At 72.6% G+C, this 14,749-nt stretch carries 14 protein-coding genes; 8 read left to right on the top strand and 6 right to left on the bottom strand.

The window, feature by feature from the left end; genetic code table 11:
* Positions 1 to 163 precede the first annotated feature (163 nt).
* Both BG482_RS28995 and BG482_RS28990 read left to right on the top strand, forming a co-directional pair.
* Entirely contained in the window at positions 164 to 964 is an 801-nt protein-coding gene (locus BG482_RS28995; protein WP_069772116.1) for a VOC family protein, read from the top strand.
* A 31-nt stretch (positions 965 to 995) separates the two neighbouring features.
* Positions 996 to 1,709, top strand: coding sequence for a ribonuclease H (locus BG482_RS28990; protein ID WP_069772115.1), 714 nt, complete (start codon positions 996 to 998; stop codon positions 1,707 to 1,709).
* Positions 1,710 to 1,724: 15 nt separating this feature from the next.
* On the opposite strand, the gene BG482_RS28985 is transcribed toward BG482_RS28990, so the two are convergent.
* From BG482_RS28985 to BG482_RS28975, 3 genes are all read right to left on the bottom strand, one after another.
* Positions 1,725 to 2,177, bottom strand: a complete 453-nt coding sequence (locus BG482_RS28985; RefSeq protein WP_069772114.1) for an SRPBCC family protein — start codon at positions 2,175 to 2,177, stop codon at positions 1,725 to 1,727.
* A 90-nt stretch (positions 2,178 to 2,267) separates the two neighbouring features.
* Positions 2,268 to 3,125, bottom strand: coding sequence for a tyrosinase family protein (locus BG482_RS28980; protein WP_069772113.1), 858 nt, complete (start codon positions 3,123 to 3,125; stop codon positions 2,268 to 2,270).
* A 47-nt stretch (positions 3,126 to 3,172) separates the two neighbouring features.
* Entirely contained in the window at positions 3,173 to 3,553 is a 381-nt protein-coding gene (locus BG482_RS28975) for a tyrosinase cofactor (protein ID WP_069772112.1), read from the bottom strand.
* 354 nt (positions 3,554 to 3,907) lie between these two features.
* Between BG482_RS28975 and BG482_RS28970 the strand changes: the two genes are divergently transcribed.
* The 5 genes from BG482_RS28970 to BG482_RS28950 all read left to right on the top strand — a co-directional run bounded on the left by BG482_RS28970 (position 3,908) and on the right by BG482_RS28950 (position 9,001).
* The gene (locus tag BG482_RS28970; RefSeq protein WP_176741486.1) at positions 3,908 to 5,119 is read left to right on the top strand and encodes an FAD-dependent monooxygenase; all 1,212 of its coding nucleotides are present in this window, start codon (positions 3,908 to 3,910) and stop codon (positions 5,117 to 5,119) included.
* Between the two features lie 114 nt (positions 5,120 to 5,233).
* Positions 5,234 to 6,718: an MFS transporter gene (locus BG482_RS28965; RefSeq protein WP_069772110.1), complete on the top strand. Its 1,485-nt coding sequence runs from the start codon at positions 5,234 to 5,236 to the stop codon at positions 6,716 to 6,718.
* On the top strand, positions 6,715 to 7,353 hold the full coding sequence (locus BG482_RS28960) for a TetR family transcriptional regulator (RefSeq protein WP_069772109.1): 639 nt from the start codon (positions 6,715 to 6,717) through the stop codon (positions 7,351 to 7,353). Before BG482_RS28965 ends, BG482_RS28960 begins: the two co-directional genes overlap by 4 nt.
* Before the next feature lie 70 nt (positions 7,354 to 7,423).
* Positions 7,424 to 8,407 (top strand): aldo/keto reductase, encoded by a 984-nt coding sequence (locus tag BG482_RS28955; RefSeq protein WP_069772108.1) that lies wholly within the window; start codon positions 7,424 to 7,426, stop codon positions 8,405 to 8,407.
* Positions 8,408 to 8,575: 168 nt separating this feature from the next.
* The gene (locus BG482_RS28950; protein WP_069772158.1) at positions 8,576 to 9,001 is read left to right on the top strand and encodes a DUF6328 family protein; all 426 of its coding nucleotides are present in this window, start codon (positions 8,576 to 8,578) and stop codon (positions 8,999 to 9,001) included.
* 46 nt (positions 9,002 to 9,047) lie between these two features.
* Here BG482_RS28950 and BG482_RS28945 read toward each other — a convergent pair whose 3' ends face one another.
* A complete protein-coding gene (locus BG482_RS28945) occupies positions 9,048 to 10,097 on the bottom strand; it encodes a hypothetical protein (RefSeq protein ID WP_069772157.1) in 1,050 nt (349 codons plus the stop codon).
* 193 nt (positions 10,098 to 10,290) lie between these two features.
* Positions 10,291 to 11,262 carry an LLM class F420-dependent oxidoreductase gene (locus tag BG482_RS28940; protein WP_069772107.1) on the bottom strand — a complete coding sequence of 324 codons (972 nt, stop codon included), beginning with the start codon at positions 11,260 to 11,262 and terminating at the stop codon, positions 10,291 to 10,293.
* Between the two features lie 94 nt (positions 11,263 to 11,356).
* Here BG482_RS28940 and BG482_RS28935 point away from each other — a divergent pair, with 94 nt between their 5' ends.
* Positions 11,357 to 12,844, top strand: a complete 1,488-nt coding sequence (locus BG482_RS28935) for a serine hydrolase (protein WP_069772106.1) — start codon at positions 11,357 to 11,359, stop codon at positions 12,842 to 12,844.
* Here BG482_RS28935 and BG482_RS28930 read toward each other — a convergent pair.
* Entirely contained in the window at positions 12,833 to 14,497 is a 1,665-nt protein-coding gene (locus BG482_RS28930; RefSeq protein ID WP_069772105.1) for a serine/threonine-protein kinase, read from the bottom strand. The genes BG482_RS28935 and BG482_RS28930 overlap by 12 nt on opposite strands.
* Positions 14,498 to 14,749 lie beyond the last annotated feature (252 nt).

Here is a 14,749-nt window from a genome sequence, read left to right as displayed (position 1 = left end):
CGACTGCCGCGCCGTCCAACGGATTTCGGAGCGGAGCCGGACCGCGCGGCCCGGGTCGCGCACCGGGGCGCTCCCGGTCGCCGGTGTGCTCGGCGCGCGGGCCGAGGACCGGGTGGCTAGCGTGAGGAACCGGACAAACCATCTCATCAGGAGGGCCGTCGTGATGGCCGTACGACCAGAGGGAGCCCCTTGCTGGGCCGACGCGATGTTCAGCGACGTGGAGGGCGCCAAGAGGTTCTACGGCGACGTCCTCGGCTGGACCTTCGGCGAGGCGACGTCGGAGTACGGGAACTACACCCAGGCCTACGTCGACGGCAAGGCGGTGGCCGCCGTCGTCCCGCCGATGCCCGGTCAGGAGGGCCAGTCCCAGTGGTGCCTGTACTTCGCCTCCCCGGACGCGGCCGCGACCGCGGCCAGGATCCGTGAGCACGGCGGCGAGGTGCTGATGGAGCCGATGCAGGTCGGCGAGTTCGGCACCATGTGCCTGGCCCGCGAACCCGGCGGCGCCGTGTTCGGGGTGTGGCAGGCGGGCGTCCACGAGGGCTTCGAGGCCCCGCCCGGGCAGCCCGGAGCGTACTGCTGGGCCGAGGTGTTCACCCGCGAGCCCGAGAAGACGGACGCGTTCCTCCCGGCCGTGTTCCCGTACAAGGCCAAGCAGATGCGGGACGAGGCGGTCGACTTCCGCATGTTCGAGATCGGCGGCGAGACCGTGCTCGGCCGTATGCGGATGGGGGAGGAGTTCCCGCCCGAGGTGCCGTCGTACGTCAACGTCTACTTCACGGTCGCCGACTGCGACGAGGCGGTGGCCAGGGCGACCGGGCACGGCGGCGTCCTGCGCTTCGGCCCGATGGACACGCCGTTCGGCCGGTTCGCGGCGCTCAGCGACCCGCAGGGCGCGAGCTTCTCGGTGATCGACGTGACCACCACCGCGGGCGAGATGCCCCAGGCCGACGAGGTGTCCTAGCCGCGCGGCCGGAGTCCCGTGGACCCATGGCATGATCGTGCGCATGCGTGAACGAGTGGTGGCCGCGTGCGACGGGGCCTCGAAGGGGAACCCCGGCCCGGCGGCCTGGGCGTGGGTGGTCGCGGACGACACGGAGGCGCCGGCCCGCTGGGAGGCGGGGCCGCTCGGCAAGGCCACCAACAACGTCGCCGAACTCACCGCGCTGGAACGCCTGTTGGCGGCGACCGATCCGGCCGTTCCGCTCGAGGTGCGGATGGACTCGCAGTACGCCATGAAGGCCGTCACCACCTGGCTGCCCGGCTGGAAGCGCAACGGCTGGAAGACCTCCGCCGGGAAGCCGGTGGCCAACCAGGAACTCGTCGTGCGCATCGACGAGCTGCTCGACGGCCGCTCGGTCGACTTCCGCTACGTGCCCGCCCACCAGGTCGACGGCGACCCGCTCAACGACTTCGCCGACCGCGCCGCCAGCCAGGCGGCGATCGTCCAGCAGCCGGCCGGCAGCGATCGGGGTTCGCCCGAGCCGCCGGCCTCGCCCGACACTCCGAAGGCGGCGTCCGGACAGAAGAACGGCCGCCCCGCCGGGAACAAGTCGTCCCGGCGGAGCGGCGGTTCGTCCTCCCGCACGATCAAGGCCAAATTCCCCGGCCGCTGTCCGTGCGGCCGTCCCTACGCGGCGGGCGAGGACATCGCCAAGAACGCGCAGGGCTGGGGGCACCCGGAGTGCCGTACGGTGGACGCCGGTTGAGCATGGGCGCGGCCGTCACAGCACCGCGCCGCGCCAGCCTCCCGTCTCCAGGCCGCGCTCCTCGACGAACTCCTTGAAGCGCTCCAGATCACCCTTGGTCCGACGCTTCACGAAGCCCAGCTTGTCGCCGACGTTCTCGGCGAGGCCCTCCGGCTGGAACTCCATCTGGAGCATCACCTTGGTGTGGGCGTCGTCGAGCCGGTGGAAGGTCACCACCCCGGCCTGCCGGGCCTCACCGGCGACGGTGGTCCAGGCGACCCGTTCGTCGGGGATCTGCTCCGTGATCTCGGCGTCGAACTCCCGGTGCACGCCGTCGACACTGGTCACCCAGTGCGTGAGCGTGTCGGAGCGCTGTTCGACGCGCTCCACGCCGCTCATGAACTTCGGGAACGTCTCGAACTGCGTCCACTGGTTGTAGGCGGTGTGCACGGGCACGCCCACCTCGATGGATTCCTCGACCTGCGACACGGTCGTCTCCTCCTGCGTTGTCGTGGTTCGTATCGTCGGTGACGTCCGTGCGGGTACCCGTGACCCGTGCCGCAAACCGGGCGAGGGGGATCAGCCGGCGAAGGCGCGCGCAGGGCGGTCCGCGCCGAGGGCGTCGAAGGTGTAGTACGCGGTGTGATCGAGAAGGTCCGCCGGGGCGGTGTCGTTCCAGGGCTTCATCGTCTCGTGCAGATCGACGACGTCCGGCGTCCCGCCGCCGGGGAGGTAGGCGGACCCCGGGTGCCGGCGCTGCCACTGGGCCCACAGCTTGTCGATGTAGGCGTGGTGCAGCCAGAACACCGGGTCGTTGGGGGAGACCCCGGTCCCCATCTGGCCGCCGACCCACACATGGACCCGGTTGTGCAGATTGACCCCGCGCCAGCCCTCCAGATGGTTGCGGAAACCGTCGGAGGCGCTGTTCCAGGGCGCCATGTCGTACGTCGCCATCGCCAGCACCGAGTCGACCTCGGACCGGGTCGGCAGCTCGCGCACGCCCACCCCCAACGCGCGCCGCAGGTAAGTGCGTCCGTCCACCCGCACGTTGATCGGCCAGGCGCCCGCCGAGGCGGCGAACGGGCCGTCCATCACCTGGCCGTCCCGGCTGCGTCCGCTGCCGCCGAGGAAGTCGGGCGCCCACAACGACGAACGGGGCGAGCGGTCGGCCGACCAGTCCCAGTAGGGCAGCGACACCGAAGCGTCCACGGACTGCAGCGCCCGCTCGAACTCCAGCAGGAATCTGCGGTGCCAGGGCAGGAAGGACGGCGAACGGTGGCCGGTGCGTTCGCCGTTGTCGGTGTCGCCGAGGATGAACGCGTTGTGGGTGGTGACGAAGGCGTCGTAGCGGCCGTTGCGCTTGAGTTCGAGGACGGCGGCGACGAACCGCCGCTTCTCGTCGGAGGTCAGGGACGCCTGGTTCTTACGGACGGTCATGGTGCGGTGCTCCAGGGGTGCGGGAGAGGAGGGCGGACGGCGGTGGGTCAGCCGGCGGGGAAGGGCTCGAGCCGGGCGCCCTGCAACTCGTCGACCGCGGCGCGGGCCGCGGCCCGCGGCGTGGGCACCGGGTCGTAGTGACTGACCACGCTGATCCAGGAGCCGTCGGCGTTGCGCATCACGTGCAGCTCCACCCCGTCGACGTACACGGCGTAGCCGCCGCCGTGGTGGTGGCCGCCCCCGTCGGCGGGGCGGCCCTGTATGCGGCGCCCCCGGTAGACCTCGTCGAAGGACTCGGGCGAACCGTGGGAGCCGCCGTGGGAGTCGTGGTGCGGCTCGGCGGCCCGGGCGGCGGGGGCGGCGGCGAACGGGGCACCGGCGACGACGGCCGCCGCGGTGAGTGCGCGACGACGGCTGAGTTCCGGCATGCGGGACCTCCTGGAGTGCGTTCGGTTGACGACTCCGCATGCCTATCTGCGGCGTGGAGAGGGGGAGAAATCGCTCCCGACCGGTTGGCCGCGATCCGGACAATCAATTACAAGTCGTACAGTGTTGAACGAAGATGATCTTGTCGCGCGATGGCCCGGGGTGTGGCGGAAGGGGCAATTCCTTTGGGTCGGGGCCCCGCTTTCGGTGGACTTTCGCGCGGGCGCGCTCCGCCGGTGGTGTGGCTCACGTGCGAAAAGTGGCGCGATCGGGCACGGGGGGCGTCCGGTGGCCGATGTCGATCCTGCTACCCTGCGTCGTCAATCAACCACGACCGGTAACTCCTGGGGGTGCGCGTGAAGGTCGCCTGTGTCGGCGGCGGGCCCGCCGGCCTGTATCTCTCGATCCTGCTCAAGCGGCAGGACCCGTCCCACGACGTCACCGTCCACGAACGCGACCCGGAGGGCTCGACCTACGGCTGGGGCGTCACCTACTGGCAGGGGCTGCTCGAGAAGCTCCGTGCCTGCGACCCGGAGTCGGCGGAGGCGATCGAGGAGCACTCCGTCCGCTGGAACGCGGGCGTCGCCCACGTGCGGGAGGTGGCCACCCGTCAGCCGGGGGACGAGGGGCACGGCATCGGCCGGCACAAACTGCTGGAACTGCTCGCCGCGCGCGCCCGCGCCCTGGGCGTGCGCCTGGAGTTCGAGAGCGAGGTCACCGCCGACGACCTGCCGGACGCCGATCTGGTCGTGGCCGGCGACGGCGTGCACAGCGCCCTTCGCTCCCGTCACGCGGAGGATTTCGGCGCCACCCTCACGCCGGGCCGCAACCGCTACGTCTGGCTCGGCACGACCAAGGTCTTCGACTCCTTCACGTTCGCCTTCGTCGAGACCGAGCACGGCTGGATCTGGTGCTACGGCTACCCCTTCAGCGCCGAACAGAGCACCTGCGTCATCGAGTGCGCCCCCGAGACGCTGGCCGGCCTCGGCCTCGACCGGGCGAGCGAGGCCGACAGCCTCGCCGCGCTGGAGAAGCTCTTCGCGCACATCCTCGACGGCCATCCCCTCATCGGCCGTGCCGCGTCCGACGGCGGCTCCCCGTGGCTGACCTTCCGCACCCTCACCAACCGCACCTGGCACCGGGACCGTCTCGTCCTCCTCGGCGACGCCGCCCACACCACGCACTACTCGATCGGCGCCGGCACCACGCTCGCCCTGGAGGACGCCATCGCCCTGGCCGAGGCGCTGCGCGAGGGCGCCGATGTGCCGCAGGCGCTCGCCCGCTACGAACGCGAGCGCCGGTCCGCGCTTCTCTCCCTGCAGAGCGCGGCCCGCTACAGCGCGCAGTGGTACGAGAACCTGACCCGCTACATCCATCTCCCCCCGGAGCAGATGTTCGCGCTCCTCGGCCAGCGTCACTCGCCCCTGCTGCCCTACGTGCCGCCCCAGCTGTACTACCGGCTCGACCGGGCCGCCGGGCGGCTCGAGGCCCTGCGGCGGTTGAAGCGCTGGCTGGGGCCGAAGCTGGCGCGCGGCGCGCACGCCCGCGCGCTGAGTTCGCGCGAGTAACCGACCGGGCGGCCCGCCGGATCCGACGGAGCGACCTTGGGTGAATGGCAATTCACTGTTACGGTGAATTTCCATTCACCCTGTTTTCGTGTCGCACCGGCCGCTGGAGTGTCCATGGCGTCGCCCGCTCCGATATCCGCTCCGCCCGGGGAGGCCGCCGGTCTGCGGGCCCGGCTGACCATCCCGGTCCTGGCGTACTGCGGCATCCTCATGGCGGTCATGCAGACCGTCGTCGTCCCGCTGCTGCCCGACCTGCCCCGGCTCACCGGCGCCTCTCCAGGAGCGGTCTCCTGGATGGTGACCGCCTCGCTGCTGTCCGGCGCGGTCCTCACCCCGGTCCTCGGCCGCGCCGGCGACATGTACGGCAAACGGCGGGTGCTGCTCCTGTCGTTCGCCCTGATGGCCGTGGGTTCGGTGATCTGCGCCCTCACCTCCGACATCGGCGTCCTGATCGCGGCGCGCGCCCTGCAGGGGGCCGCGTCCTCCGTCGTCCCGCTGTCCATCAGCATCCTGCGCGACGAACTGCCCCCGCATCGAAGGGGATCCGCCGTGGCGCTGATGAGCTCCACCGTCGGCATCGGGGCCGCGCTGGGGCTGCCCGCGGCGGCCGTGGTCGTGCAGTACGCGAACTGGCACGTGATGTTCTGGGTGACCGCCGCGCTGGGCGCGACCGGCGTCGCGCTGATCCGCTGGGCGGTGCCGGAGTCGCCCGTCCGCGAGCCCGGCCGGTTCGACGTCACCGGCGCGCTGGGACTGGCCGCCGGGCTGGTCTCCCTGCTCCTGGCCGTGTCCCAGGGCGGTCAGTGGGGCTGGTCGAGCGCCCGGATCCTCGGCCTGTTCCTGGGCGCGACCGTCGTCCTCGCCCTGTGGCGCCGGCAGCAGCTGCGCGCCGAACGGCCGCTGGTCGACCTGCGCCTGGTGTCCCGGCCCAGCGTCGGGCTCTCCCACGTGGCCGCGCTCCTGACCGGCTTCGCCTTTTACGCCAACTCGCTGGTCACCGCCCAGCTGGTGCAGGCCCCGAAGGAGAGCGGGTACGGACTCGGGCTGTCCATCGTCCAGACCGGTCTGTGCCTTCTGCCCGGGGGCGTCACGATGCTGCTGTTCTCGCCGGTCTCGGCCCGCATCTCCCAGGCTCGCGGCCCCCGCGTCACTCTCGCCCTGGGCGCCGCCGTCATCGCCTCGGGATACGCGGTGCGCGTCGCCGACAGCCGCGAACTGTGGATGATCATGGTGGGGGCGACGGTCGTGTCGACCGGCACCACCCTCGCCTACTCGGCGCTGCCCGCGCTCATTCTGCGCGCCGTCCCACCGGGGCAGACCGCCTCGGCGAACGGCGTCAACGTCCTGATGCGCACCATCGGCCAGGCCGTCTCCAGCGCGGCCGTCGCCGCCGTGCTCGTGCACCACACGGGCCTCGTCGGCGGACTTCCGGTGCCGACCCTGCACGGCTATCTGATGGCCTTCGCGGTGGCGGGCGCGGTGGCGCTGGCCGCCTGCGCGGTGGCGCTCACCATCCCCGGCGACCCCGGCCCGGACGACACGCCACGCGCCCGGGGCCGCACCCGGCCGGTCAGCGACGGGGCGATGGAGGGAGCATGAGTGCCGTGAGCACCCGACCCGACGCCACCGCCGTCAGCGGCCGCCAGGCCCCCGCCCGGCGCGACGCCGAAGCCACCAAGGCGGCCATCCTGCGCGCCGCCCGGCACCTCCTCGCCCGGCGGGCGCACGCCGACCTCACCCTCAAGGCGGTCGCGGAGCGCGCCGGAGTCAGCGCGCCGCTGGTGGTGAAGTACTTCGGCAACAAGGACGCCCTCTTCGCGCGCGTGATGTCCTTCGAGGAGGACGCCGAGGCCCTGCTCGACGCCCCGCCGGACGAACTGGGCCGGCACATGGTCCGGCACGTGCTGGTCAGCCAGCGCGAGCGCGGTGCCGACCCCGTGGTGCGCATCGCCTTCGCGCCCCTGCACGGCGATCACGGCGACGTCCTGCGCGCCAACTTCCGCACCCAGGTCACCGAGAAGCTCGCCGACCGCCTCACCGGCCCGGACGCGGGCGTGCGCGCGGAACTCGCGGTCGCCGCGCTGCTCGGCCTCGGCGTGATGTTCGGCATCGCACGAGGCGCCGCCCTGCGGGCGATGCCGGTCGAGGACGTCGTCGACCGGTACGGGCCCACGGTGCAGGCGCACCTCGACGGCCGGGTCCCGCGGCTCCGGCCCGGACCGGCCGGGGAGTGACCCGACGCGAGCCGCCCGCCGGAGGCCGACCGCGGCCGCGCCGCGTCGCGCCGGGTGACAGACTGTCGCCATGGACGAGCGCGAATTCGGTAGGTCTGGTCAGCACGCATCCGTCGTCGGTCTCGGCACCTGGCAGCTGGGCGCCGACTGGGGCGACGTCGACGACAAGGAGGCGCTGACGGTTCTGGAGGCGGCGGCCGAGGCCGGGGTCACCTTCTTCGACACCGCCGACGTCTACGGCGACGGACGCAGCGAGCAGACCATCGCCGCGTTCCTCAGCGGCCGGCCGGACCTGCATGTGCTGGTCGCCACCAAGATGGGCCGCCGCGTGGAGCAGATCCCCGAGAACTACGTGCTCGACAACTTCCGCGCCTGGAACGACCGTTCCCGCCGCAACCTCGGAGTCGACCGGATCGACCTGGTCCAGCTGCACTGCCCGCCGACCCCCGTCTACTCGACCGACGAGGTGTTCGACGCCCTCGACACGCTGGTCGAGGAGGAGCGCATCGCGCACTACGGCGTCAGCGTGGAGACCTGTGCCGAGGCCCTCACCGCGATCGCCCGGCCCGGCGTGGCGAGCGTGCAGATCATCCTCAACCCCTTCCGCCTGAAGCCGCTGTACGAGGTGCTCCCGGCGGCCCGCGCGGCCGGCGTCGGCATCATCGCCCGCGTCCCGCTCGCGTCCGGCCTGCTCTCGGGCAAGTACACGGCGGACACCGTGTTCCCGGAGAACGACCACCGCGCCTACAACCGGCACGGCGAGGCCTTCGACCAGGGCGAGACCTTCTCCGGCGTCGACTACACCACCGGCGTCGAGGCCGCCGTCGAGTTCGCCGGCCTGGCCCCCGAGGGATACACCCCGGCCCAGCTCGCGCTGCGCTGGATCATCCAGCAGCCCGGCGTCACCACGGTCATCCCGGGCGCCCGCTCACCCGAGCAGGCCCGCGCCAACGCGGCTGCGGCCAAGCTCCCCGAACTCTCCGAGCAGACCCTCGCCGCCGTCCGCGACCTCTACGAGCGGCGCATCAAGGAGCAGGTCGAGGGACGCTGGTAGACGAACCCGGCGGTGAGCGGCGAAAACCGCCGCTCACGGGGTACTCGCGGTGAAGAGGGGGTCGAGGGACCACTCGGAATCGGGAGGACGGTAAAGGTGACGGACACGGCGACGAACGCCGCGCGCAGCACGGGGCGCAACGAGACCGAGGAGGAGAGAGCCGACCGGATGTGGGTCGAGCTCCTCCAGGAGATCCGCGTCGCCCAGACGGGTGTGCAGATCCTCTTCGGCTTCCTGCTGACCGTCGTGTTCACCCCGCGCTACGCGGACCTGCAGGACGCCGACAAGGTCATCTACATCGTGACCGTGGTCCTGGGGGCCTGCGCGACCGGCGCCCTCATAGGACCGGTGTCCCTGCACCGCCTGGTCTCCGGCCGGCGGGTGAAGCCGCAGACGGTGCAGGTGGCGTCCAGGCTGACCTTCGTCGGTCTGATCCTGCTGCTCGCCACCATGACCTCCTCGCTGCTGCTGATCCTGCGCGTGGCCACCCACGACGCCTTCGTGCCCTGGCTCGTCGCGGGTGTGGTCTCGTGGTACGGCCTGTGCTGGTTCGTCCTGCCTCTGTGGACCCGGCGCCGCTACACGACGAACTGAGCCGGACCGCCCCGACGGTCCGGCCCCCCGGTCCGGCCCGATCGGTCTACCCGGCCTCGGGCCCGGCGCCCCGGGCTCCGCGCAGCGCGGCGATGCAGCTGCCGATCGCCTGCTGGAGCTCTTCCAGCTGCTGCACCATGTCGTCCTCGTAGAACTCCTGCGCGTCGACGTCGTCGAAGGTCAGCTCCTCGAAGACCCTGGTCGCCCGCTGCAGGCTGCTGTAGAACTTCGTGCGCCGTTCCTGGACGCGCAGTTCGGGGTCGGCCTCGACCGTCTCCACGACCAGGGACTTCATGGTGTCGTAGGCCTCGCTCGCCCACTCTCCGGAGTCCTCGTCGTCGTCGAGCTCGTCGAGCAGCGAGAGATGGCGCTCGGCCTCCTGGCGCAGCTCGACGGGCGCGTCCACGGTCTGGCCCGCCGGCGTCTTGATCTGACCGGACTCGGCGATCTGCCGCACATATCCGATCCGGTCGGCCGAACGGCTCTCGGAGGCCACCGCCTTCTTCAGGTCGTCGGTGCGCACCACGTCCCGCGCCAGCTCGGTCTGCAGGTCCGGATCCTCCTTGATGCGGTCCAGGAGGGCGGCGCGGGCCGCGCGGGCGGTCGAGGGGTCGGCGAGGATCGCGGCGCGCAGGGCGGTGGGATTCTCCGCGACCTCCAGCGCCTTCGTGGGGCGGATGCCCTCGGCCTCGGCGGCCTCCGCGATCGCGGTCCCGCGTTCGGAGGCGGCGCTGGAACGCGAGACGTAGTAGGCCAGCCACACCTCGGCGTCCGGCAGCTCCACCTCCTGGCCCGGCGCCAGCTCCTCGAAGTGCGGGACCAGACCGTCGTCGGCAGCCCGGTCCCACGCCTTGTAGTAGCGCATGACGCGCTCGGGGGAGCAGCCGGCCAGCTCCGCGAACTCCTTCGCCGACACCTTCGGCGTCTCGTCCGCGCTCTGCCCGCCTGGCCGGACGCTGCGCGCCACCATCAGGCCGAAGGCCCAACCGCCGGTCCGCGCGTAGACGCCGAACTCGCGGGCGTCGCGCGCCACGAGGTCCGACAGCGGCGCGGGGCCCGTCGCGGGGAGCGTCCCGGCGGGCGGCTCGACGGACATCTCGGCCGGCGTCTCGACGGGCGTCTCGACGGGCGTCTCGGACAGGTCGGTCGCCAGGGTCACGGATGACTCTCCTCTGCGGGCTGCTGGACATAGGATCGGCACCGCGAGAGTGCCGATCCGCAGCCTATATGGGCCCATTGGCGGCGCTTTGCCGACCCGCCTGCCGTCCGGCCGGTCCGCCCGTGGTCCCTCAGCCGAAGGCCTTGCGCAGAGCGGGCAGCAGGGTCTTCTCCGACCAGTCCAGGTACGCCGGCTGCGAGTCGCCGCCGATCTGCACCAGGGCGATCTCCGTGAACCCGGCCTCGGCGTAGGGGCGCACGGCCTCGACGAAGTCGTCCGGGTCGTCGCCGCAGGGGATGGAGGAGGCGACGTCGTCGGGCGTCACGAACTGGGTCGCCGCGTCGAAGGAGTCGGGGTGGGGCAGCTCGGAGTTCACCTTCCAGCCGCTGCCGAACCAGCGGAACTGGGCGTGCGCCCGTTCCACCGCGGCCTCCCGGTCGGCATCGTGGCAGACCGGGAGCTGGCCCACCCGCGGCTTGCCCGCGCCCCCGTGCCGGTCGAAGGACTCCAGCAGATCCGGCTTCGGCTCGGTGGCGATCACCAGATCGGCCAGCCGGCCGGCGAGCGCACACGAACGCTCGCCCGAGACGGCGATCCCGATCGGCGGCGGCTCGTCGGGAAGATCCCACAGCCGCGCCGAGTCCACGTCGAAATGGGCCCCGTGCCGCGTGACGTGCCCGCCCTCGAACAGGGCGCGGATGATCTCGACGGCCTCCTCCAGCATCTCGTGCCGGACGTCCACCGAAGGCCAACCGCCGCCGACCACGTGCTCGTTGAGGTTCTCCCCGGAGCCCAGCCCCAGCCGGAAACGCCCCTCCGACAGCAGCTGCATCGTCGCTGCCTTCTGCGCCACCACCGCGGGGTGGTAACGGAACGTCGGACAGGTCACGTACGTCATGAGCGGAATGCGTGACGTGGCCTGGGCGGCCGCCCCGAGCACGCTCCACGCGTACGGGGAGTGCCCCTGCGAGCGCAGCCACGGGAAGTAGTGGTCCGACGTCACCGAGAAGTCGAACCCCGCCTCCTCGGCCCGCACCACGTGGTCGACCAGGTCACGAGGGCCGGCCTGCTCGGTCATCATCGTGTATCCGATTTGCACCATGGGGTCCGAGTCCCCGGCCGCCGCCGTGGGAAACGGGTCGTCGGCGGCCGGAAAACCCGTCGATCGGCAGGCGACGGCGGGGCAGGATGCGGACATGAGCGCCCACCCCCCGCCTTCCGGCACCCCGTCCGCCCTGCCGTCGAGCGCCCCGTCCGCCGAGGGCGTCGACGCCCTGGGCGTTCTCGCGTTCCTCGACGCCGTCGAGTCGGCCGAGCTCGTGGAGCCGCACAGCCTGATGATCCTGCGTCACGGCCGGCTCGTCGCATCCGGCTGGTGGGAGCCGTACACCTCCGACCGGCTCCACCTGCTGTACTCGCTCAGCAAGAGCTTCACGTCGACGGCCGCCGGTTTCGCCGTCGCGGAGGGGCTGATCGGCCTCGACGACCCGGTCGTGTCGTACTTCCCGGAACTCGACGCGGAGATCACCGACCCGCGCAGCCGGGCGATGCTGGTGCGCCATGTGGCGTCGATGGCGAGCGGGCACGAGGAGGAGACCTACGACCGGGCGCACGCCCTCGACCGCGACGACCTCGTCCTGGGCTTCCTGCTGCTGCCGCCGGACCGGGAGCCGGGAAGCGTGTTCGCCTACAACCAGCCCGCCACCTACGCGCTCGCCGCGATCGTGCAGCGCGTGACGGGCCGGTCGCTCACCGCCTATCTGCGACCCCGCCTGCTGGACCCACTCGGTGTCGGCGAGGTCGCCTGGCTGACCGACCGGTCCGGCCGCGAACTCGGCTTCAGCGGCCTGCACGCCACGACCGACGCGATCGCCCGGCTGGGGCAGCTCTATCTGGACGAGGGCGGTCGGCAGGGCGAACGGCTGCTGTCACGGGAGTGGGTCGCCGAGGCCACCCGCGCACACGTGCCGACGAATCCCGGGGCCCCGGCCGACGCGGACCGGCTGGACTGGGACCGCGGCTACGGCTTCCAGTTCTGGCGCTCCCGGCACGGCTACCGCGGCGACGGGGCCTACGGCCAGTTCTGCCTGGTCCTGCCCGAGCACGACGCCGTGATCGCGACCACCGCGGCCACGGGCGACATGCAGGCGTTGCTCACCCTCGTCTGGGAGCATCTGCTGCCCGCGTTCCGGCCGGGCCTGCTGACCGGCCGTGAGGAGGCCGACGCCGCTCTCGCCCGGCGTCTGGCGGGGCTCGCGCTTCCCCCGGCCGCCGGCGAGCCCGCGCCGCCGCAGGAGGCCGGACGCTGGTCGGGCGCCGTGTTCGCCCCTGCCGGCGGGACCTGCGCAGACCAGCCGGGACTGACCGGCGTCACGGTCGACGGGGGAGCCGGCGGGTGGACGCTGAGCCTCGCCGAGAAGCAGGGCGACCTCAGGCTGGAGCTGCCCACCGCCGACGGCTGGCGGGTGAGCGAAGAGCCGCTGCCCACCGCGGTCGGCGGCGGGTGGACCGACGCCGACACGCTCACCGCGCACGTCGTCTTCCTGGAGACCCCGCACCGACTGCGGGTGACCTGCTCCCTCGCCGCGCGGACGTTCACCGCTCGCTGGGACACGACGCCCCTGCACGGCGGTCCGCTGCGCTCCCTGCGCGCACCGGCCCGCGCGTCCCGGTCAGGCGGCTGAGCCGGGCCGGAACGTCTTCAGGAACGTGTCGAGGGCCTGCCGGTCGGCCTGGGTGTCCCAGTCCTCGGCGGGCGTCGTCCAGCGCAGCGAGAAGCTGCGGTGTCCGCCGAGCAGGAAACCCCGGCCGAACGTCCGTTCCTGTCCGCCGTCGACGTCGACGACCCACTCCATGTCGGCGGCCTTGTAGCCCAGGTACGTCGTCGCCCTGATCGCGCCGATCCGCCGGAAACCGTCGTCCTTCCTCAGGTTCGGCTCGACGTCGTCCCGCCAGACGGCGACCGGGTCGGGTCCGGCGCTCTCGCTGTAGGTCACCGCGAGGGTGCGCGGATCGCCGGACGCGCCGAAGGTGACCCGGTACGCGTGGTCGGCGCCGCGCGCGGTCTCCAGCCGCTTCCATCCCGCGGGCAGGGCGACGGAGAAGCCCTCGGGCGCCCGGTAGACCCGGAAGCCCTGGGGGAGGGCGGTCGCGGTGGCGGAGGGCGAAGCGTCCGGCGAGGCGCTCGCGGACGGGCGGGCCGGCGCGGCCGGGCTCGCGGCCGTCGGCGGCGGGGGCGTGGTGGGCGTGGGTGAGGGCGTCGGGGAGCCTCTGTCGCCGGCGTCCTCGTCGGGCGCCGGAGCGGACGCGGACGGCCGGGCCTGCGTCCCTCCGGCCGAGGTGTCGTCGGGGTCGGGCAGCTGGTGGGTGACGACAAGGGCGGCGAACGCCACCGTGACGACGGCCAGCGCGGTCCCGGCCGCCATGGCCCGGCCGCTCCACTGCGGGCCGACGTGCCGGGCCGCGGCGCACACGCGCCGCAGCCGCGGTGTGGGCAGGCCGGCGTGCGGGTCCTCGTCCAGCACGCGGGTGAGCGACTGGCGTACGACCGTGCGGGTCAGCCGTTCCCGGGAGTCCTTGCGCAGCAGCCCCTGCACGGTCGAGGTGAGGGGACCCGCCCGCAGGGGAGCGCGCAGCGGCAGCCGGTCCACGCCCTTCAGCGTGCTCTCGGGCCGGTCCCGGTCCCGGTACGGCGGACGCCCCTCGACCATCGTGTAGAGGATCGCGCCCAGCGCCCACAGGTCGGCGGCAGGGCCGATGCGCTCGTCGCGCGCCTGCTCGGGGGAGGCGTAGGACGGCGCGGCCACCCGCGGGGCGAGCGTCGCTCCCGTCAGCCCGAATCCCGTGAGGACGAGGGGGCCCTGGCTGCGCAGGAACACCTGCCCGGGGCTCAGCTCGCCGTGGGTGATGCCCTCACCGTGCGCGGCCTCCAGGACGTCCAGCAGCTGCAGTCCGATCGCCGCCGTCCGGGCCGGGCTGAACGCGCCCTTCTGCGCCATGAGCTGGCCGAGCGGCAGGCCGTCGATCCACTCGGTGACGGTCCACAGGGAGCCCGCCTCCTCCACGGCGTCGACGACCGCGGCGATCCGGCCCGGACACAGCCGCGCCATCGTCTCGGACATGCCGAGCACCCGGTCGGCGGCCTGGCGCGCCTTCTCCTCGCCCTGGTCGGCGGGCAGCCCGATCCGGGTGACCAGGCAGGGCCGGGCCGCCCCGGTGTCCTCGACGTACTCGCCGTACCAGCTGACGCGGTTCGTCTCCCGGTGGACGACGTCGAGCAGCCGGTACCTCCCGGCGACCAACTCGTGCGTGGAGACGTGCGTCTTGACCATGGCCATCCCTCGCTGAACCGCTGGTACTCACCTTTCCCAGTGGTACGACCGGTGCGAGGGGGTCCGTTCAATCATTCCGCAACTCCGGCGCGATTCCTGTCCTTCATTCAAGAAAGCCGGGCGTTCGGCCGTATGCATGTGCGAGGAATGGGAATTGGCGGGAGCTCGTCCGGGCTGCCTCCTGCGGCGCAACCAGCGGTGAACACGACGGCGCCGGGGCATTCGACGCCTCCGGAAACGCCCTTCTCCCCCCTGGAC

The organism is Streptomyces sp. LUP30 (assembly GCF_001746365.1).
In the GTDB taxonomy this organism is placed as follows: Bacteria; Actinomycetota; Actinomycetes; order Streptomycetales; family Streptomycetaceae; genus Streptomyces.
The sequence above is the reverse complement of the archived record's forward strand: the minus strand, read 5'-3'. Positions and strand labels throughout refer to the sequence as shown.